General features: G+C 69.6%; 23 protein-coding genes. 3 read left to right on the top strand and 20 right to left on the bottom strand.

The genetic code is table 11. The features are described 5' to 3' along the window. Window positions 1-3 precede the first annotated feature (3 nt). The 20 genes from G4D86_RS25980 to G4D86_RS25885 all read right to left on the bottom strand — a co-directional run bounded on the left by G4D86_RS25980 (window position 4) and on the right by G4D86_RS25885 (window position 15,783). Window positions 4-483 (bottom strand): hypothetical protein, encoded by a 480-nt coding sequence (locus G4D86_RS25980; protein ID WP_163996729.1) that lies wholly within the window; start codon window positions 481-483, stop codon window positions 4-6. A 47-nt stretch (window positions 484-530) separates the two neighbouring features. Next, window positions 531-818, bottom strand: a complete 288-nt coding sequence (locus G4D86_RS25975) for an EscU/YscU/HrcU family type III secretion system export apparatus switch protein (RefSeq protein ID WP_163996728.1) — start codon at window positions 816-818, stop codon at window positions 531-533. Between the two features lie 43 nt (window positions 819-861). Then, a complete protein-coding gene (sctU, locus tag G4D86_RS25970; RefSeq protein WP_163996727.1) occupies window positions 862-1,950 on the bottom strand; it encodes a type III secretion system export apparatus subunit SctU in 1,089 nt (362 codons plus the stop codon). A 25-nt stretch (window positions 1,951-1,975) separates the two neighbouring features. Beyond that, on the bottom strand, window positions 1,976-2,794 hold the full coding sequence (locus G4D86_RS25965; protein WP_163996726.1) for a flagellar biosynthetic protein FliR: 819 nt from the start codon (window positions 2,792-2,794) through the stop codon (window positions 1,976-1,978). After that, window positions 2,791-3,054: a flagellar biosynthesis protein FliQ gene (gene fliQ / locus G4D86_RS25960; protein WP_163996725.1), complete on the bottom strand. Its 264-nt coding sequence runs from the start codon at window positions 3,052-3,054 to the stop codon at window positions 2,791-2,793. The genes G4D86_RS25965 and fliQ overlap by 4 nt, the downstream gene beginning before the upstream one ends. Before the next feature lie 13 nt (window positions 3,055-3,067). Next, on the bottom strand, window positions 3,068-3,895 hold the full coding sequence (gene sctR, locus G4D86_RS25955; protein ID WP_163996724.1) for a type III secretion system export apparatus subunit SctR: 828 nt from the start codon (window positions 3,893-3,895) through the stop codon (window positions 3,068-3,070). 10 nt (window positions 3,896-3,905) lie between these two features. Next, the gene (locus G4D86_RS25950; RefSeq protein ID WP_240360476.1) at window positions 3,906-4,574 is read right to left on the bottom strand and encodes a FliO/MopB family protein; all 669 of its coding nucleotides are present in this window, start codon (window positions 4,572-4,574) and stop codon (window positions 3,906-3,908) included. Between the two features lie 78 nt (window positions 4,575-4,652). After that, the gene (gene sctQ, locus G4D86_RS25945) at window positions 4,653-6,230 is read right to left on the bottom strand and encodes a type III secretion system cytoplasmic ring protein SctQ (protein WP_240360475.1); all 1,578 of its coding nucleotides are present in this window, start codon (window positions 6,228-6,230) and stop codon (window positions 4,653-4,655) included. Further along, window positions 6,227-7,117, bottom strand: coding sequence for a flagellar hook-length control protein FliK (locus G4D86_RS25940; protein ID WP_163996723.1), 891 nt, complete (start codon window positions 7,115-7,117; stop codon window positions 6,227-6,229). Before G4D86_RS25940 ends, sctQ begins: the two co-directional genes overlap by 4 nt. Window positions 7,118-7,150: 33 nt before the next feature. Further along, window positions 7,151-7,639 (bottom strand): flagellar assembly protein FliH, encoded by a 489-nt coding sequence (locus G4D86_RS25935; protein ID WP_163996722.1) that lies wholly within the window; start codon window positions 7,637-7,639, stop codon window positions 7,151-7,153. Window positions 7,640-7,701: 62 nt separating this feature from the next. Continuing rightward, window positions 7,702-9,015, bottom strand: a complete 1,314-nt coding sequence (gene sctN / locus G4D86_RS25930) for a type III secretion system ATPase SctN (RefSeq protein ID WP_163996721.1) — start codon at window positions 9,013-9,015, stop codon at window positions 7,702-7,704. A gap of 15 nt (window positions 9,016-9,030) precedes the next feature. Beyond that, window positions 9,031-9,705 (bottom strand): FliH/SctL family protein, encoded by a 675-nt coding sequence (locus G4D86_RS25925; protein ID WP_163996720.1) that lies wholly within the window; start codon window positions 9,703-9,705, stop codon window positions 9,031-9,033. 24 nt (window positions 9,706-9,729) lie between these two features. Next, window positions 9,730-11,577, bottom strand: a complete 1,848-nt coding sequence (locus G4D86_RS25920; RefSeq protein WP_163996719.1) for a hypothetical protein — start codon at window positions 11,575-11,577, stop codon at window positions 9,730-9,732. A 73-nt stretch (window positions 11,578-11,650) separates the two neighbouring features. After that, on the bottom strand, window positions 11,651-12,466 hold the full coding sequence (locus G4D86_RS25915; protein WP_163996718.1) for a type III secretion protein: 816 nt from the start codon (window positions 12,464-12,466) through the stop codon (window positions 11,651-11,653). A gap of 107 nt (window positions 12,467-12,573) precedes the next feature. Further along, entirely contained in the window at window positions 12,574-13,098 is a 525-nt protein-coding gene (locus tag G4D86_RS25910; protein ID WP_240360474.1) for an ATP-dependent helicase HrpB, read from the bottom strand. Next, the gene (locus tag G4D86_RS25905; RefSeq protein WP_163996717.1) at window positions 13,016-13,852 is read right to left on the bottom strand and encodes a sigma-70 family RNA polymerase sigma factor; all 837 of its coding nucleotides are present in this window, start codon (window positions 13,850-13,852) and stop codon (window positions 13,016-13,018) included. The genes G4D86_RS25910 and G4D86_RS25905 overlap by 83 nt, the downstream gene beginning before the upstream one ends. A 7-nt stretch (window positions 13,853-13,859) precedes the next feature. Then, on the bottom strand, window positions 13,860-14,255 hold the full coding sequence (locus G4D86_RS25900) for a hypothetical protein (protein ID WP_163996716.1): 396 nt from the start codon (window positions 14,253-14,255) through the stop codon (window positions 13,860-13,862). Window positions 14,256-14,274: 19 nt separating this feature from the next. After that, window positions 14,275-14,706: a tetratricopeptide repeat protein gene (locus tag G4D86_RS25895; protein ID WP_163996715.1), complete on the bottom strand. Its 432-nt coding sequence runs from the start codon at window positions 14,704-14,706 to the stop codon at window positions 14,275-14,277. A gap of 81 nt (window positions 14,707-14,787) precedes the next feature. Beyond that, entirely contained in the window at window positions 14,788-15,351 is a 564-nt protein-coding gene (locus tag G4D86_RS25890) for a hypothetical protein (protein WP_163996714.1), read from the bottom strand. 150 nt (window positions 15,352-15,501) lie between these two features. Continuing rightward, the gene (locus tag G4D86_RS25885) at window positions 15,502-15,783 is read right to left on the bottom strand and encodes a hypothetical protein (RefSeq protein WP_205519737.1); all 282 of its coding nucleotides are present in this window, start codon (window positions 15,781-15,783) and stop codon (window positions 15,502-15,504) included. Window positions 15,784-16,045: 262 nt separating this feature from the next. Here G4D86_RS25885 and G4D86_RS25880 point away from each other — a divergent pair, with 262 nt between their 5' ends. The 3 genes from G4D86_RS25880 to G4D86_RS25870 form a co-directional block, all read left to right on the top strand. Continuing rightward, the gene (locus G4D86_RS25880) at window positions 16,046-16,696 is read left to right on the top strand and encodes an RNA-binding protein (RefSeq protein ID WP_163996713.1); all 651 of its coding nucleotides are present in this window, start codon (window positions 16,046-16,048) and stop codon (window positions 16,694-16,696) included. Window positions 16,697-16,948: 252 nt separating this feature from the next. Next, window positions 16,949-17,446, top strand: a complete 498-nt coding sequence (locus G4D86_RS25875) for a GbsR/MarR family transcriptional regulator (RefSeq protein ID WP_163996712.1) — start codon at window positions 16,949-16,951, stop codon at window positions 17,444-17,446. Next, window positions 17,443-17,628 (top strand): ATP-binding cassette domain-containing protein (locus G4D86_RS25870; protein WP_163996711.1); only part of this gene is annotated, 186 nt, incomplete at its 3' end. The genes G4D86_RS25875 and G4D86_RS25870, both read left to right, overlap by 4 nt.

Here is a 17,628-nt window from a genome sequence, read left to right as displayed (position 1 = left end):
GCGCTAGATGCCCTCGTCCTTCTGCGCCGCCCACATCTGGCGGATGATTTCCTTCGTCTCCTCGTTGACCTGGTCGACCAGCGTCAACATGGCGGACTCGCGCGAGAGCAGCGCCTTGAGGCGCTCCAGCCGCTCCGGAGGGGCATTCACCTTGGACAGGCCGCGCTCGAGCATGCGGCGCTGATCCTCGTCCCCGCGACCGGCGACGCTGGCCAGGTGGGGCCTGTCGCTGAAGCCCTCGAGGTCCGCGTCGTGCCCGCCGGGGTGCGGGGGCAGCGGCAGGCGCAGCTCCTCCGACGAGTGCGCCGGACCGATGAAGTCCAGCAGCGCCGCCGAGGCGAGCGCCGGGTTCTTGGGGTTGCCCGTCTTGCGGAGCTTCTTGCGGTCGACCTGGGACGGGTCGACGAGCCGCTCACGGACGCTTCGGGGTCCCCCCCAGGGCCATACGGGAGTCTTGGGGGGCTGGTTATTGATTCTGGCCATCGTGATACCGAACCTCACTCCAGGTGGGTGGGGGCCGTCCAGCCCCCCTAGCGCTTACTGTTGGCGGCTGCCTGCTCGCGCTGCAATTCGTAGATGAAATTGAGGACCTCGGCGACCGCGTCGTACAGCTCCTCTGGAACCTCCTGGCCCACCTCGACGCGGTAGAGCGCGTTGGCCAGGTTGACGTTCCGCATGAAGGGGATGCCGTGCTCCCTGGCGATGGCGCGAATCTTCTCCGCCTTGAGCCGCATGCCCTTGGCCACCACGCGGGGCGCGCCGTCCTTCTCCTTGTCGTACTTCAGCGCGATGGCGATCTCCGCCTCGTCGTCACTCATGGGCCGCTCCGCTGTCCACGCATGATAGCCGCTCCCCGCCCCTTCAGGCGCGGGCCGCCGGAGTCGCCGGCGCCGTCGAGCCCGTCTTCAGCCCGTAGACGAAGTTGAGGACCTCGGCGACGGCATCGAAGAGCTCCTCGGGAATCTCGTTGCCCACCTCCACGCGCAGCAGCGCATGGGCCAGGGGCACGTTGCGCAGGGTGGGCACGTCCGTCTCGCGGGCAATGGCCTTGATGCGCTCGGCCTTGTGGTCGATGCCTCGGGCGAGCACGCGAGGCGCGCCGTCCTTCTCGCGGTCGTACTTCAGCGCCACGGCCACATGGTCCGGGTTGGTGACGATGACGTCCGCCTCGCGCACGGCCTCCATCTGCGCACCCTCCATGATTTCGTGGTGGAGCTCCTTGCGCTTGGCCTTGTGGTGGGGGTCGCCCTCGCTCTCCTTGTACTCCTTCTTGACGTCCTCCTTCGTCATCATCATGTCCTTCATGAAGGACTTGCGCTGCCACCACACGTCGAAGATGGCGAAGAGGACGAAGAGGAGCGCGACGCGGGAGGCCACGCGCGTCACCAACTCCCCCATGATGATCATGATGCCGCGCGTGTCCTGGCGCACCGACTCCGCGACCAGGGGCATCGCGTCGCGCACCACGCCGTAGACGACGTAGGCGGTGACGGAGATCTTGATGAGGTTCTTGAGCAGCTCGACGATGGCCTTCTTGGAGAACATGTTCTTCAAGCCGGACAGCGGGTTGAGCTTGTCCAGCTTGGGAATCAGCGGGTCCATCGTGAAGAGCGAGCCGACCTGGACGTACTCCAGGAGGCCGCCCATCAGCGCGCCGCCGGCCAGCACCGGCAGCGACACCAGCAGCATGGTCTTCAGGGCGATGTAGAGCGCCTGCCCGGTGACGACGTCCAGGTTCTGCGGATGCGCCACGTGGTCGAAGGTGAACTGGAACAGCGTGGAGATTTCGTGCTCCAGCGAGTCCCAGGTGCCCTTCACGGCGCCCAGGCCCACCAGCAGCACGCCCATGCCGCTCAGGTCCTTGCTCTTCCAGATCTGGCCCTTCTTGCGAGAGTCATCCAGCTTCTTCTGGGATGGCTCTTCTGTTTTTTCTCCGCTCTCGTCCGACATGGCATGCGTCCGGGGGGAAGGAGGGTCAGGTCAGCAGCCACAGGACGTTTTTGAGCATCACCAGCATCCCCTTCATCTCGTCCTGCATGCGCGTCAGCAGCGCGCTGAGGACGAGGAAGGCCATGAGCACGCTCACCAGCGGCTTGATGGCCATGGAGATGAAGAACACCTGAATCTGGGGGGCCACGCGGTTGATGGCGCCCAGCGCCACGTCCGTGAGCAAGGTGGCCAGCATGGCGGGCGCGGCCAGCGCCAGGCTCACGCGCAACAGGTCCGCGAAGACGCGGATGAGCAGGTCGAAGTAGGGCCACGGCCCATGGCTGAAGCGGGGGAAGGCGTCCAGCGGGACGAAGACGAGGCTGTCGGCCAGGGCCTGGATGACGAGGTGGTGCCCGTCCAGCGTGAGGAACAGCACCACCGCGAGCTGCACCTTGAGGTTGGAGAAGAGGGACACCTGTTGCCCCAACTGCGGCACGAAGAGCTGGGCGTTGTTGCTGCCCGCCATGGTGTCCACCAGCGTGCCGGCCACGCGCGCCGCCTCGAAGACGGTGTTGACGATGAAGGCCAGCGAGAAGCCGATGAAGACCTCCTTGGCCATCAGCGCGATGTACGGCAGCGCGCTGAGCGGAATCGTCTTCACAGAGCCTTCGATGACCGGGAACAGCACGATGGACAGCGTCAGGCCGACGCCCATCTTCAGCTCGTTGGGCACGACTTCGCCGCCGAGGAACGGGCTGAAGATGAGCACGGGCATCACCCGGCACATCAGCAGCGCCACCGTGAAGATGACGGCGGAGAGGTTGGCCTTCGCGGCCAGATCCGTGACGAGGTCCGCGGCGTTCATCGAATCAGCGCGGGGAACCTGTCGAAGACGTGGAAGGTGAAGCGCAACAGCTGGCTGCCAATCCACGGCCCTGTCATGGCCAGCACGCCGAAGACGATGACGACCTTGGGCGCGAAGGTGAGCGTCTGCTCCTGGATCTGCGTGGTGGCCTGGAACACGGAGATGAGGAAACCCACCAGGAGGCTCGTGAGGACCGGCGGCGCCGACACGACGAGCACCAGGAAGAGGGCCTCCTGGGTAATGAACGTGAGCTGATTCATGGGGGGTGCCTTCCTACAGGTAGCCGACGACCAGGCCCTTGGCGATGAGGTACCAGCCGTCCACGAGCACAAAGAGGAGCAGCTTGAACGGCATGGAGATGGTGGTCGGCGACAGCATGTGCATGCCGAGCGCCAGCAGGATGTTGGCCACCACCATGTCGATGACGATGAATGGGACGAAGAGGAGGAAGCCTATTTGGAAGGCCTCCTTCAATTCGGACACCACGAACGCCGGGATGATGACCATGAAGTCATCACTCTGGATGGCGTCGCGGTCCTCGCCCTTGCGCATCTTCTTGGCGAGGTTGAAGAAGAGCGAGCGGTCCTTGTTGGTGACCTTCTTCATCAGCCACGCGCGCAGCGGCTCCTTGGACTTGCCGGCCGCGCCGAGCATCGTGCCCACCGTCTCCGAGGAGAACACGCCGGGCCCCTTGGACCAGATGTCCACGCCCGCCGCCCGGTACATCTCCTGACCCACGGGGGCCATGATGTAGACGGTGAGGATGACCGCCAGGCCCGTAATCACCTGGGTGGGCGGAATCTGCTGGGTGCCCAGCGCCGAGCGGACGATGGAGAGCACCACGGAAATCTTCACGAAGCTCGTCACCATCATCAGCGCGAAGGGCACGAGGCCCATGGCGGCGAGCGCGAGGATGAGGATGAGCGGGCGCGAGGTGAACGAGTCGCTGTTCACCGCCTCGTTGGCCACGGCGTCGGGAAGGGCGGCTCCGCCCTTCTTCGGCACGGCGAGCGCGATGAGGGGATTGAGCGAGACCGCGGCCGCGAACAGCCAGGGCGGGATGCGCGGAAGGAGGGGGCGGGCGGAGAGCGGGGTGTGCACGGGAAGGTCTTCAGGCGCCGGGGGGCTGGGAGGGCGAACCGCCGGAGCGGCGGGAGAGGAGCTTCTGGAGGAAGGGGCTCAGGGGGACCACGTTCGTCTGCGGGCGCTGCGCACGGATGCGCTCCACCGCTTCCGAATCCAGCTTCGACAGCAACTGCAGACCGGCCTCGCCGCCGCCCACCAGGAGATATTCGTCCGCGGCCTTCACCACGAAGAGGCTGCGGCGCTGGTCCAACGGCAGCCGCTCCACCACGGAGACCAGCGGCTGACGGCCCGCGGCCATCGCCTGCAACCCCATCAACCGGCGCAGGCCCACGTTCAGCGTGAGGTAGATGGACGCCACCACCGCGCCCAGCACCAGCAGCGTCCGGACGAGCGTCCAGCCCAGGCTCTCCGGCTCCTCCCCTGCTCCCGTCGTCGCGTCGATGGACGCGTCGACCGTGGGGTCCTCCCACGTGTCGGCGGGAGCGGGCGCGGCCTTCGCGGGCTCCGTCGGAGCGGACGCGGCGGGCGCCGGTTGGGCAACGGGCGCCACCGCTGCGGGCGTGGCCTTCGCGGCGGGCGCGTCGCCACCGGGCGGCACGGGCGCGGAAGGAGCCTGCGCCAGGACGGTGGGCGCCGTGAGCACCAGCGCGGCACCGAGCAGCAGGCGCATGAGAGGGGGGCGGAGGACTGCCATGGTTGGGGGCGAGGCTAGTTCATCGGCCGGAGGACCGCCACGGGCCCCGCCCGACTGCTCGCCTGCTCTCTCCGGGCATCACCCCGCCAGGGCGATGATGCGCACGCCGAGCTGGCCTTCCACCTCGACCAGCTCGCCCCGGGCCACCACCTTGCCGTTGACGGACAGCTCCACCGGCTCACCCGGGCCGCGGTTCAGCTCGAGCACCTGGCCCGCGCGCATCCCCACCACCTGCTGCGCCGTGACGGGCACGCGCGCCAGCTCCACGGCAATCTGCAGGGGCACATCGCCGAGCAGGTCGCTTCCGTCCGGCTTGTTCAACTCGTCCAAGGCCGCCCCTTCCAGTTCCGGAGGCATGTCCAGCTCCGGGTTGGTGAAGTCCTCTGGTTCTTCCGCCCCCGAGCCCTCTTCCCCCGCCGAGCGCGGGTGGCCCGGCTCCCCGGAGACGAGGTCGGTGATGCGCGCCCGGTAGCGTCCATTCTCGATGAACACCTCCGCGTCCGCGCGGCCCGCGCGCCCCGAGCCCACCCGGAGCTGCGCCGTGCCGGGCTCGCCCCGGTCCGGCCGCGCCGACAGCGCGTCCACCAGCAGCACGTCCTTCACGCGCAGGCTCGACAGGTCCTGCGCTGAAATCTCCGCCGTGCCAATCTCCGCCCGCAGCCAGCTGCGCACCGCGGACAGCCGGCTGGCATTCGCCTGCAGGTCCGCCTTCAGCCGGGCGCGCCGCTGGGCGCTCTCCACCACCGGCTCGGCCGCCTCCAGCACCGCCGCGGGAACCACCAGCCGCACCATGCCGCCATGCGGCCCCAGCGTGGCGTGCAGGTGGACCGCCAGCATGGGCCCGTCGTCGCCCAGGCGCGCGGACACCTCGTCCACGCCCCGCGCCACGCCGTCCAGCCGGGGCCGGGGTACCGCCTGCTGCAGCGTGGGCACCAGCACCTTGAGGGCCTCGAGGACGACGTAGCCCATCACGCCCTCCTCGATGTCCGTCAGCGGCCTCAGGCCCACCATCTCGCCCGCGCCGCCCAGCAGCATGTCCACCGCCGCGTGCGCGAGCGCCAGCTCCACCTCCAGCACCGCCCGCCCCTGGAGCGCGCCCGGCGCCAGCACCGCCAGGAACGTGGGGTCGCCCAGGAAGCGCCGCAGCTCGGCCATGGGCCGCACCTGCACGGATTCCAGCGACAGGCTGACCGGGGCGTCGAAGAGCTCCTTGAGCCGCGTGGCCACCCCGGAGAGCGAGCCTTCCGCCGGCGTCAGCCAGCGCAGCCGCTCCGCGAGCATGCCCTGCGCCCGGGAGACCTTCTCCAGGTTGCGGAACATGAACGGACGCCAGGGCCGCTCCGGCTTCGCGGGCCGCTCCGGCAGCTGGCGCTCGTACCGTGAGGGCTCGCGCTCCTGACGCTCCGGCGCGCGCTCATACCGCGACGGCTCGCGCTCCTGACGCTCGGGGGCACGCTCCTGACGCTCCGGCGCGCGCTCGTACCGCGACGGCTCGCGCTCCTGACGCTCGGGACGCTCGGGTGCGCGCTCGGGACGCTCGGGCGCGCGCTCCTGGCGCTCGGGTGGACGCTCCGGGCGGATCCGCAGCTCGCGGACGTCCACCAGCATCGTCCGCTCGTGCGTTCCGGGCCCGTCGTCGTCGGGCTCCATGCTCATGTCTTCGCCTCGAACTTCAGGTCCTCCAACCTCAGGCCGCGACCGCCCAGCGCGGTGCGCAGGCCCTCACTGTGCTCTTCCAACTGCTTGAGCACCTCGCGGTTGGAGCCGCTGAAGGCGGCGGAAATCTTCCCGTTGCGCGCGCTGACCTTGATGGACAGCCCGCCCATGACGTCGCCGCGCAGTTCAATCTGGAACTCGGCGTTGCCGGCGGCGTTGGTGCCCACCCGGATGCGGTCGACGATCTTCTGCGCAATCTCGCTGGCCAGGGCGCGCAGCCGCTCGGAGCCCGCCGTGTCCTTGGGCTTGGCCACCGGCACCGGCGCCATCAGCGCGGGGTTGAAGCGGAAGCCGGGGCCCATCTCCGTCCCCCCGCCCTCCTTCTTGTCCTTCCCTCCCCCGCCGCTGCTGCCCTTGCCACCGCCCGCGTCGGCGTCCGCCCGGATGGCGGCGCCCCTCTCCGAGTTGACCTGTCCCTGCGCGGTCTCCGCGTTGCTCAGGTCCTTGTCGCGAAGCTCCGAGGAGCGCTTGGTCTCCTTCGCGTCCGACGCGCGCGAGCCGGAGCGGGCCTCCGTCGCGCCCGAGTCCGCGCGCCGTCCCGCCTGGTTCGCCGCCTCGCCGCCGCCCGTGGACGGCTGCTGCAGCTTCTCGCCGAAGGTCTTCCCCTGCTGCATCGCCTTCGCCAGCACGGAGCGGCCCAGGTTGCCCTGGGGCTGCGCGGGCGTCTGGGGCCCCGCGGGCGTCTGGGCCTGCGGCTGCTGCATCAGCTTCTGGAAGGCGGTGGCACCCTCCTGACGCTTCTTCGCCTGGCCCTCGGCGAGCTTCTTCTCCTGCATGATGCGCTCGGCCAGGCGCGCTGCTTCGCGGTCGTCGTCGACTCGGCTCATGACTTCTTTCCCGAGGGGTGGGGTGGCGGCAGGTTACTTGCGCTGCCGAGCCAGGAACAAGGCGTTGCCAATCTCCTCCTGGTTCAGCTCCTCGCGCTGTTGGCGCTCGTACTTCACCTGCTTCTGCCAGTTCTCCTTGTGCTTCTCGATGGCCTTGAGCTCCATGGCCGCGTCCGCCATCTCCTGGCGCCGCTTCTCCACCAGCTTCTCGGCCACCTTCACCGACTCCTTCTGGCGCTCCACCTCCAGGGCCACCTGCGCCTCCTCGTCCTTCAGGCGCTCCTCGAAGCGGTTCATCATGTTCATGCCGTTGATGCCGGCACCCTTGCTGATGACCTCCTTGAGGTAGGCGGCGACCTTCGCCTTGCGCTCGCGCTTGCGGCGCTCCAGGTCGTCGATGAGCCGCTGGAGCTCCGCCTTCTCCTTCTCCAGGGCCTTGATGGCGGCGGAGAAGGCCTGCTCGGCCTCCTCCTTGGCCCGGGCGCGAATGTCCTGCAGGGCTTGCAACCGATACGGGGGCATTGTGGCCCCATCCTAACCCGGAATTCCCGCCGCGCACCCCTGCCCCGGGGGCCTGCCCCGGATCACTCCTCGAAGAGGGCGATGAGCTGCGCCACCGTGTCCTCGAATTCGGAGTTCGAGTGGGTGTCCTGCTTGAGGAAGTCGATGATGGCGTCGTACTTGTCGATGGCCCGGTCCGTGCGGGGGTCCGTCCCGTACTGGTAGGCGCCCAGGAGGATGAGGTCTCGCTGCTTCTCGTACGTGGAGAGCAGCTCGCGCAGCGTTCCGGCGGCCTTCTTGTGCTCCTTGCTGACGATGCCGCTCATCACACGGCTGAGGCTGGCGAGCACGTCCATGGCGGGCCACTGGTTGCGCTCGCCGAGGGCACGGTTGAGGATGAAGTGGCCGTCGAGAATACCGCGGACCTCGTCGGCGATGGGCTCTTCCATGTCACCGCCGGCCACGAGGCAGGTGTAGATGGCGGTGCACTTGCCCTTCAGTGAGTTGCCCGTGCGCTCCAGGATGCGCGGCAGCATGGAGAACACGCTCGGCGGGTAGCCCTGACGGGCCGGGGGCTCACCGACGGCAAGGCCAATCTCACGCTGGGCGCGGGCCAGACGTGTCACCGTGTCGAGCATGAAGAGCACGTTGCCGCCGCGCTCCCGGAAGTACTCGGCGATGGCCGTGGCCACGTAGGCGGCGCGCAGACGCACGAGGCTGGGCTGGTCCGAGGTGGCGCACACCAGCACGGAGCGCTTCATGCCCTCCTCGCCCATGGCGTCCTCGATGAACTCGCGCACCTCGCGGCCACGCTCGCCGATGAGGGCCACGACGCAGAGGTCCGCCTTGGTGTTGCGCGCTATCTGTCCCATCAGCGTGGACTTGCCCACGCCGGAGCCTGCGAAAAGGCCCACGCGCTGACCCTCGCCCACCGTGAGGAGCCCGTCGATGCAGCGCACGCCCAGGGGCAGCGGCCGTTCGATGCGCTGGCGGGTGAAGGGGTCCGGGCAGTCGCGGTCCACGGACCAGTCGATGAGCCCGTCGGTGGGCAGCGGGCTGCCGTCCATGGGCTCACCGATGCCGTTGAGGACGCGGCCCAGGAGCGCCTCGCCGCACTTGATGCTCAGCGGCTTGCCGGTGGGCACCACCTCGCTGTCCGGGCCGATGCCGTGCAGCTCGCCCAGGGGCATGAGCATGACCTCGTCGCCCTGGAAGCCCACCACCTCCGCCTTCACCGCGGTGCGATTGCGGGTCTTGATGAGCACCAGCTCGCCCACGCGGACGTTGGGCACGCTGGCCTTGATGATGAGGCCGGTCAGCTCGGTGACACGGCCCCGGACGCGCACCAGCTGCGCTTCCTTGATGAGGTCGAAGTAGCGCGAAAGGTCGAGAGCCATGGTCGCCGTTCCCTCTCAGGCCGGCCCGTCCTTCCGGCCGTTCGGGTCCGGAAGGAGGATGTTCTGGAGCATCTCGAGCTGGGTGGGCAGCTGCGCGTCCACTGTGCCGAACTCCGTCTGGACGATGCAGCCCACCGGGGCGACTTCGGGGTCTTCCTTGATGGCCAGGTCCACCGCGCGGCCGATGAGCTCCATCAGCACGGGCTTCTTGGCGCGCAGCACCGCCGCCGTCTTCGGGTGCACCCGCAGCACCATGGCCCGCGCGCTGCGCAGGTTCTCGATGGCGGACGCACACAGCTCCACCATCAGGTCCGGGTCCTTCTCCAGGCTCCGGCCAATGATTTTCTCCGCCATCCGCAGGGACAGCGCGACGACGTCCTTCTCGTAGGTGCCGAGCAGCTCGCCGGCCTGCATCTTCGCGCGGAGGATGATCTCCGTGGCCTGCGCCAGGCCCTCCTGGCGGCCCTGATCCCGCGTCTTCGCCAGCAGCTCATCGCGCTCGCGCAGGGCCTCGGCGAGGATGCGCTCCTTCTCGCGCTGGGCATCCTCGAGGATGGCCTGCGCGCCCTGCCGGGCCTCGAAGACCTCGGCGTTCATCACGCCGGCGCGGGGAGGCCTCAGCGCGGGCCGCTCCGACGCGAGGCCCGGCTCCGCCGTCCCGTCACCTTTGATCACCTTGCCGATCGCCATGGGCTGCTCCTTGGGGACCGGATGCTAGCGCGTTCCGCCCTTCGGTCCACGCCCACCCGCGCCCGGAGGCACCGGACGGTCGGTTCCGGACGGGGAACGGGGCCGGCGCTGCACCGACGTCCCCTCTCCCCGGGGGGCGGACGCGGAGCCCTGGCCGGGAGACGTGGTCGCCCGCCCGGCCAGCACCCGGGGAGGCCGCTCCGGCGCGGACTCCTCCGGCGGGCCCCCGCCCCGCGCCCGGGGCACGGAGCCCCGCGAGCGGAACACCCGCGAGCCTTCAGGATCCTCACCCGCGTCCCGGGAGCGGCGCGGCTCGGGCTCCGGCTCCGGCTCCGGCCGGGGCCGCATCTTCGAGGCCCGGGACAGCTCCTCCGGGGGCCGCGACTGCACCCGAGACTCGCCGCCCGAGACGCGGGAGCGCTCCCGGCCGGGCTCGGGGCTCGTCTCCGGGTCATCCGGCCGCCGGCCTTCCCGCTGGCCCAGGCGCGAGGGCGGAGGGCCGATGCGGGCGCCCTCCGGGTCCGCCCGCGCGGCACGCGACGGCCGGGGCTCCGGCGCGCCGGCCTCGCGACGGCCGGCGGGGGTGGCGATGGCGGACTCGCGGCGGGGCGGCACCGGCACCCGGTGCACGGCCGAGCCACCCGGCTCGCCGGGCTTCTTCGGCCCGGGCGCCACGCGCGAGCCCTCGCGGTTGGTGAGGGCCCCTGCGTTCCGGGCGGCGCGCTCGGCCATGATGTCGCGGCGGACAGCGCTCGACGCGGCGGGCCCCTGCCGGGACGCGGCGGGGCTGGCCATGGACGCGCGCGGCGCCGGGCGGGCCTCGGGCGCGGCGGCCGGGGCCGCCCGGGAGGGCGCCGCGGCGGCCTTGCGCGCACCGGGCGGCGGAGGAAGCATCGCGGACTGGCGCGGCGGCGGCTGGGACGCCAGGCGCACCGGCCGCTCGATGAGGCCGCGCGTGGCCAGCCGCTCCAGGTCCATGACGATGTCGGTGCGGCCACCGTCGCCCCGGGCGGTGGGGCGGATGCGCTCCTCGCGCACCCACTTCGCGATGAGGGCGCCGAACTCGCCGCGGTACTTCTCCAGCATGCGCGCGGCGAACTCCGGGGACTGCGCCACGCACGCGCGCGCCAGCCGCTGCACGCCCGCGCTGCGGATGGCGCCCGCGAGGCTCTTCAGCCCCTCGTGCACCTCCAACTGCGCGCGGGCGTCCTCCTCCGGCAGCTTGCGCGGGGCGTTGGCCGCCACGGACTTGTTGGCCAGCAGCCGCAGGTCCGGCGGCAGCGGCTCGAAGAGGGACTCGCGCTCCGCATCCGGCAGGCCCGCCATGGCCGGCCCCAGCACGCGCGCGCCCAGCCTGTCGCAGACGGTGAGCAGCTCGCGCTGCTGGAGCTGGAGCACGTCGGAGAACTTGAAGCCCGCGGCCTGCTGCGCCGCCGCCTCGCGCGCCAGCACCTCCTCCAGCTTCCACCGGACGATGTCCAGCACCTGGGGCCGCACCTCGCGGGTGAGCTTCACGCGCGCGGGCGGCAGGTGCGTGCGCACCGCGTCCGCCAGCGTGCCCGGCAGCGCGCGCAGCACCACCTCCACCAGGGCCCCGCGCTCACGCTGCAGCAGCGCCGCCAGCCGCTCCGGCTCGGCGCTCCACAGCTGCCCGCGCCGGTCCTTCACCAGCCGCTTGATTTCCTGCACCAGCGCGGGGATGCGCTTCTCACGCGGAATCTGGAGGATTTCCTGCGCGCGGTGACGCAGCAGCGCGGACTCCTCTTCCGGGAGGTGCTCCAACGCGCCGAGGCTGTCCTGACCGCCGAACGTCACGGCCGTCAGGAGCAGCATGCTCTGGCGCTTGTTGAGCGAGGTGAAGAACGAGTCCAAACGTCACCTCGCGGGCTCACGGCCGCCCGCTGGGAGGGGGGAGGAAACGTACGGCGCCGCAAGGGCCCGCGCGTCAGGCCTCCGGAGGCCGGCCGCGGCCGCGAGCCCCGGCGCGCGCCGCGGGGGCGCTGGAGCCGGAGCGCATGAAGGTCCACGCCGCCAGTCCCATCATCACCAGCACCAGGCCGAAGGCCCCGGCGAACATCACCTTGAACTGGCCCGCGCTGGCCGCCGTCATGCGCAGTCCCAGCACGTCCTGCAGCCGGCTCTCCGCGTCCGTCTCCGCCGAGGGCGGCAACGCCTGCGTCATCAGCACCGTCACCGCCTCCGGCTTCAATTCCGGCACCGCGGTGGCCGCGAACTTCTGCACCACCGACTCGGCGATGGGCGGCTTGCCGCCCTCCTGGGGCCGGTACTTGATGAACACCGACGCGGACGGCATCGGCTTGTTCTCCGGCTGCGTCAGGTCGTTGTTCTCCGGAATCATCACGATGGCGCGCGCCTCCAGCACGCCGTCGATCTGATTGAGCGCGTTGGACACCTCGCCCGCCAGCGCCTTGAGCAGCATCGCGCGCTCCTCGGTGGCGGTGGGCACCATGCTGCCCTTGGCGAAGTGCGCGAGGCCCTTCTCCACCGGGCGCGGGAGCGAGTTGAGCTTGAGCAGCTCCGCGGCCTGCGCGGCGTCCGCCTTGGGGACGGTGATCATGAACCGGACTTCGTTGCCACCCTCCTCCTTCTCCTTCTTGGCGTTGATGCCGTTCTTGCTGAGCAGGACGTAGATCTCATTGGCGTCCGACTCAGTCAGCTCGTGCTGGAGCTCGATGTGACAGCCCGTCATGAACACGAGGGCGAGGAGCAGGGCGGCAAACGCGTGCGGTCGGCGAATCATGGGCGCGGTGAGCTTACTAGGCCCCCGGAAAACGCGGAAGGGCGCCCCCTCCCGGGGGGAGGAGCCGCCCTTCACAAGCGCCGCCAGGCTGGCCGGTGGGTGAGTGACTAGACCTGCGTCTTGACGACGTCCTTGAGGCCGGTGGTGGCCTTCTCGACCACCTTGCTCGTCAGGTCCAGCTGCTGCGTGTACTGGTACATGGATGCCTGGAGGGACAGCAGCTCCGCGTTGGAGAACTGCTTCCCGCTGGAGGCCTGGGAGATGATCTTCTCCAGGTTGCCCTGGCCCTTCTCCAGGTCGCCAATCACCTGCGTCATCATGTCGCCGGCCTTGGACGTCTTGGCCGTCTCGGGCTTGGCCGCCACGGCCTCGGCGCCCTTGGCCGTCATCGGCTCCTGGCCCGCGCCGCTCACCTTGTTCATGGCGGCCTTCTCCGTCTTGTTGACGGTCTCCACCTGGCGGACGGCGTCCGCCTTCTGGGTGGCCTGCGCCGCCTGGGCCTTGTTCACGCCCTGGGCCGCGTCCACCTGGCCCGCGCCCTGCGCCTTGTCAGCGAGAACTCCGTCGAACTTCGACGCGCCCGCCTTGTTCGTCTGCTGGGCGCCCTGGTCCTGCAGCTTTTGCTGCGCCACCTGTGCCGCGGAGACCCCGGTCATCGGACCCGCCATTTGAGACCCTCCTTGCATCCGTCGGGGAAGGAGGCAGTTCCTCCTCCTCGTTCAAGAGTTCCTTGAGCCGGTCGATGGCGCGCGCGTGCAGCCGCGACGCCCAGCTCTTTGACTGCCCAATTTCCGCCCCGGCCTCTTCCAGCGTCCTGCCCTGGAAGTAGTACCCCTGAAGGAGCTTCTTCTCCTTCTCCGGGAGCTTCTCTATCGCCGCCCGCACCCGATTCTTCGTCTGCTCCAGCTCCATCCGGACATCCACCGGCAGCGATTCGTCGGTGTAGCCCGCCGTGTCCGCCCCTTCCATGCTCGACGCGAACACCATCGCGAGCCCGGCCACCGCATCCGAGATGTCATTGACATCATCGTCGAAGGAGCTGCCCCGGTTGCTTGTCCCCGACTCGCGGTCGGCGAGGTTGCCCAGGTATGCCGCCGCCCGCTCCCCCGCGAACGCCGTCCGCGAGTCCGAGCCCCGCAACACCCCCATCTTCCTCAGTCCGTCGAAGATGGCGCCCTTGATGCGGTAGTGCGCGAAGGTGAGGAAGTTGGCCCCCACCTTCGGGTCGAACCGCTCCGCGGCCTCCAGCAGCCCTATCTGCCCGTAGGCCACCAGCTCATCCAGCTCGAGCTGGGCGTTGAACTGCTTGCGGACGGTCGCCGCCAGCGACCGCACGTAGGGGCCGTACTTCTCGAGGATGACCTTCCTGTCTTCGCCCAGAGCCAAGCGCAGCTCACTCGGCCTTGGACCACAGCCGCTCGAGAACCTGGTTCAGCCGCGGATCATCCTGAAGCGCGTCCGTAATCTTGGTCGTGAGGGAGGAGGACTTCATGCGGAGCTTCTCCTTCAGGATTTCGGCGACAAGGGCCTTCGTCGCCTCTTCCTTGCTCTTGAAGCCCCCCTGCTTCAGCTTCCGGGCGATGGCCACCGCCTGCGCGGCGACCGGGTCCGCCGCCTGGGGGCCCTGGACATTGCTGGAGCCTACCAGACCCGAGGGCCCGACAAGAGACTCGGCCTTGTCCACCTTGCCGCCAAAGCTGGCGCCCGCCGCCGGCGCGGCGCCAGCAGCGCCCTTCGCGCCACCGGCACGCCCCTTACCGCCCCCTCGTCCCACACCACCGACAGCCATCGCCTTCTCCTCCCGTCGTCTACTTCTTCGCAGGAGGCAGGACACCCGCCTCCTTCGCCTGGATGAGCGACTGGGCCAGCTTCGCGCCATCACCGTCCGGCTCCAGGTCCATGGCCGCCTTCAGCTCCTTGAGGGCCTCGGGCACCTTTCCCATGAACAGTAGCGCTTCGCCCGCGTGGGCGCGAGGCAGCGCGGACTGCGGCGCCAGCCGCTGCGCCGAGCGGTAGGCCTGCAGCGCCTTGTCGTGGCGGCCCTGCGCGAACTCCAGCGCGCCCAGCCCCAGCTGCGGAACCTCGCTCTTGGGCATCAGCGCCGCGGCTCCGGCGAAGATGTCCCGCGCCTTGTCGAAATGGCCCATGTCGAGCCACAGGTAGCCGGCCTCCAGCAGGACCATCGCCTGCCGGCGCCCGACGGGGACGAGGCTGTTCGCAATCTCCGAGCTCTCCGCCATGGACTTCGCTCTTCCTTTCCGCGTCCGGCGGACACGGGAGCGGCGCCGCTCCCGCAACCCGCCGGCTGGTGCCCGCCAAACCTAGCGGACGTTGCCGATGGAGTTCTTGATGCAATCGTGCCGCGACTTCATCACGTTGGAAATCGCCGTGAAGGTCTGCGACTCCTGCTGGATGGCGGCCTGCAGGTTGAGGAGCTTGCTGTTCTCCTCGGCCATCTTGTTCAGCGAGAAGTTGCCGTTCACGCTATCCGTGGCGCTGGCGCCGGAGCTCGCGCCCACCGACGGCGTGCCGGCCAGGCCACCCGCCGCGCCACCGCCGACGCCGGCGACGCCGGACATCATCGAGGCCGAGCCGCCGCCCATCGGCGACACCGCCGTGCCCATCACCCCAGCGTACGGCGCGCCGGCCATGCCGGAGCCGCTGGTGCTGGAGAAGGTGTGCATGGACGAGACCGCGGCGGAGACGATGCTGCCGCCCGGCAGCATGCCGGCCATCGCGCCCACGCCCGTGCCCACAGCGCTCGCCGCGCTGTTGAGCCCGTTCTGCAGCCGCGCTCCAAAACCCGTCTGCGGCGTCTGCCGTGCCGTCGTCACGTTGGTCGAGAGACGCACGTTCGGGCCCATCATGTTGTCGATCTTCGCCATTGCTTCCTCCAGGCGCTGCCGCCAGCGAAAAGGTCAGAGATCCCCGATGTTCCGGATGCTCTCCTACGTATTATCGGCCCAGGGGCCCGGCGGTTTCCTGATCCACCCAAAAAAGCGGCGCGGCCAGAAAACCCCCGTCATTCCCAGCGCTTAGCGCCGGCCCTTGCCGGCCTTGGCCTCGGCGAGGAGCCGCTCGCGGGTCTCCACCAGCAGCTCCAGCAGTTCCTCCGCGTGGCCAATGGCGGCCTGCACCTTCTTGCCCTGGTCCACCTTGGGGCCCTTGAGCTCGGTGAGGCCGGCCTTCACGGGGGCGAAGAAGGCGCGGACCTCTTCCGCCGGGGTCGCCTCGAGCAGGGACTCGACAGCGGGATAGGAGGGCGCGGGCAGCTCCTGGGCCGGCGCGGGCGTGGACGGCTTGGCGGACGGGGGCATTGCGGAGGGGGTCTCCTGTCGGGCCAGCGGCCGGACGGCCGATGGGCACTTGGAACGCGACGGTAGGGGAAAAGCCCTGCCCCCTTCAAGCCGCCCCCCTTCTTCCAGTGGGGATAACACTCCACGTCCCATAGGCCGAGGAGGGAACGGGCACTCCAACGGGCTGCCCCGCAAGCCCTGTCCCCTTCCACCAGCGCACCTAGGTTTTCCGCAACGGGGTGGCGCCGCATGCCCTCCGCCGCACTCACACAGGAGAATCTCCATGAAGAAGCTGGTTGGGGTTATTGCAACCGTCGCCCTGTTCGGCTCGGGCGCCGCCTTCGCGCAGGACACCACGGCCCCGCAGCAGGGCACCACGGCCCCGCAGCAGGACAGCAGCATCCAGCAGGACAGCGCCACGCAGAACGAGCCGGCCATCGGAGGTTCGGGCTCCACCCAGAACGAGCCGGCGATGGGTGGCTCCGGCACGGGCAGCACCATGGGCGGCCAGAACGCCATGGGCCAGAAGGAGCTGACAGGCAAGGTCGTCAAGGCCGACTCGAAGACCATCTTCGTGGACATGCATGGCGCGGTGGTGCCGCTCAAGGTGGACAAGAGCACCCAGTTCAATGACCCGAACCTCAAGAAGGCCAAGGACCTGCAGCCAGGCCAGGAGATTCGCGCCAGCTACGAGGTGAAGGAGACGGAGAACGTCGCCAAGAGCATCTCCATGTCCGGCACCGGCGGCTCCGGCTCCGGGGACATGATGTCGCCCGACTCGTCCATCAACGAGGGCACCGGCGGCTCCGGGATGGAGAAGGACAAGGACGTGGACATGAACACCGGCGGCTCGGGCGCCATGGAGTCGCCCCCGCCGAGCGAGGACATGCACAACGACCCGGGCAGCACCATGAACCCCGACAGCAAGAACTAGCCGCCACGCACCTGCCACGGACACCTGCCCGTGACATTGCCAGCACCCCGAAGCGGGGACTCGAAGGGCCCACGGCCAATGAGGCCGCGGGCCCCTTCCCTTTTGCCAGGCAGTTGCGATAGGCCTGTGCTCAGGCAATTCAGTTCATTCAGTCTTGACTGAATGAACTGAACGAATTACATGCCGGCGCGCCTTCCTGGGCCCGCTCGCGCGACTGGCGCGCGGCCCGGTTGGAAGGCACGGAGGCCGGGCATGACGGAGTTGGGCGCCGCGGAGCTGCGCTTCATCGAAGCGATGGCTCTGCACTTCGAGCGGCAGGGCGGCACGCGCATCGGCGGGCGCATCCACGCGCTGCTGATGCTGGCGGACGAGCCGCTGTCGCTCAAGCGCATCGCCGAGCTGCTCAAGGTGAGCGCCGCCTCCGTGTCCACCAACATCCGTGCCTGTACGGCCATGGGGCTGGTGGAGCCGGTCAGCGTGCCGGGCGACCGGCAGCACTACTACGTCATCAGCTCCGAGGGCTGGGAGAGCCGACTGCACACCGCGGAGGAGGCGATGAAGGCCTTCGTGCGGGTGTGCCGCAGCGCCCTCTCCGCGCCGCAGCTCGCCGAAAAGCCGCACCTGCGCGAGGCCGCGGAATTCTGTGACTTCTACCTCACCGAGATGGCCGGCATCGCCGAGCGGTGGCGCGCATCCCGCGCCGCCCGTCCCATCCGTGCAACCAAGGCTTCGAAAGGACGCACCGCATGAACCCCGCAGCGAAGTCCCCCATCGTCTCCATCACGAACGTGACCAAGGACTACAACCTGGGCAAGGTCGTCGTCCCGGCGCTCCGGGGCGTGGACCTGCAGGTCCACCCGGGGGAGTTCATCTCCATCGCCGGGCCGTCCGGCAGCGGCAAGACGACGCTGCTCAACCTCATCGGCTGCGTG

Origin of the sequence: Pyxidicoccus caerfyrddinensis (assembly GCF_010894405.1) — a bacterium.
GTDB classification, from domain to species: domain Bacteria; phylum Myxococcota; class Myxococcia; order Myxococcales; family Myxococcaceae; genus Myxococcus; species Myxococcus caerfyrddinensis.
Note: the sequence above shows the minus strand (reverse complement) of the source record. Positions and strands in the feature narration are given on the sequence as shown.

What these genes read in the sequence shown, in the direction of transcription:
- G4D86_RS25980 (WP_163996729.1), bottom strand. Translation starts at nt 483, where the DNA reads ATGGCCAGAATCAATAACCAGCCCCCCAAGACTCCCGTATGGCCCTGG.
- G4D86_RS25975 (WP_163996728.1), bottom strand. Translation starts at nt 818, where the DNA reads ATGAGTGACGACGAGGCGGAGATCGCCATCGCGCTGAAGTACGACAAG.
- sctU (WP_163996727.1), bottom strand. Translation starts at nt 1,950, where the DNA reads ATGTCGGACGAGAGCGGAGAAAAAACAGAAGAGCCATCCCAGAAGAAG.
- G4D86_RS25965 (WP_163996726.1), bottom strand. Translation starts at nt 2,794, where the DNA reads ATGAACGCCGCGGACCTCGTCACGGATCTGGCCGCGAAGGCCAACCTC.
- fliQ (WP_163996725.1), bottom strand. Translation starts at nt 3,054, where the DNA reads ATGAATCAGCTCACGTTCATTACCCAGGAGGCCCTCTTCCTGGTGCTC.
- G4D86_RS25950 (WP_240360476.1), bottom strand. Translation starts at nt 4,574, where the DNA reads ATGGCAGTCCTCCGCCCCCCTCTCATGCGCCTGCTGCTCGGTGCCGCG.
- sctQ (WP_240360475.1), bottom strand. Translation starts at nt 6,230, where the DNA reads ATGAGCATGGAGCCCGACGACGACGGGCCCGGAACGCACGAGCGGACG.
- G4D86_RS25940 (WP_163996723.1), bottom strand. Translation starts at nt 7,117, where the DNA reads ATGAGCCGAGTCGACGACGACCGCGAAGCAGCGCGCCTGGCCGAGCGC.
- G4D86_RS25935 (WP_163996722.1), bottom strand. Translation starts at nt 7,639, where the DNA reads ATGCCCCCGTATCGGTTGCAAGCCCTGCAGGACATTCGCGCCCGGGCC.
- sctN (WP_163996721.1), bottom strand. Translation starts at nt 9,015, where the DNA reads ATGGCTCTCGACCTTTCGCGCTACTTCGACCTCATCAAGGAAGCGCAG.
- G4D86_RS25925 (WP_163996720.1), bottom strand. Translation starts at nt 9,705, where the DNA reads ATGGCGATCGGCAAGGTGATCAAAGGTGACGGGACGGCGGAGCCGGGC.
- G4D86_RS25915 (WP_163996718.1), bottom strand. Translation starts at nt 12,466, where the DNA reads ATGATTCGCCGACCGCACGCGTTTGCCGCCCTGCTCCTCGCCCTCGTG.
- G4D86_RS25900 (WP_163996716.1), bottom strand. Translation starts at nt 14,255, where the DNA reads ATGGCTGTCGGTGGTGTGGGACGAGGGGGCGGTAAGGGGCGTGCCGGT.
- G4D86_RS25895 (WP_163996715.1), bottom strand. Translation starts at nt 14,706, where the DNA reads ATGGCGGAGAGCTCGGAGATTGCGAACAGCCTCGTCCCCGTCGGGCGC.
- G4D86_RS25890 (WP_163996714.1), bottom strand. Translation starts at nt 15,351, where the DNA reads ATGGCGAAGATCGACAACATGATGGGCCCGAACGTGCGTCTCTCGACC.
- G4D86_RS25885 (WP_205519737.1), bottom strand. Translation starts at nt 15,783, where the DNA reads ATGCCCCCGTCCGCCAAGCCGTCCACGCCCGCGCCGGCCCAGGAGCTG.
- G4D86_RS25880 (WP_163996713.1), top strand. Translation starts at nt 16,046, where the DNA reads ATGAAGAAGCTGGTTGGGGTTATTGCAACCGTCGCCCTGTTCGGCTCG.
- G4D86_RS25875 (WP_163996712.1), top strand. Translation starts at nt 16,949, where the DNA reads ATGACGGAGTTGGGCGCCGCGGAGCTGCGCTTCATCGAAGCGATGGCT.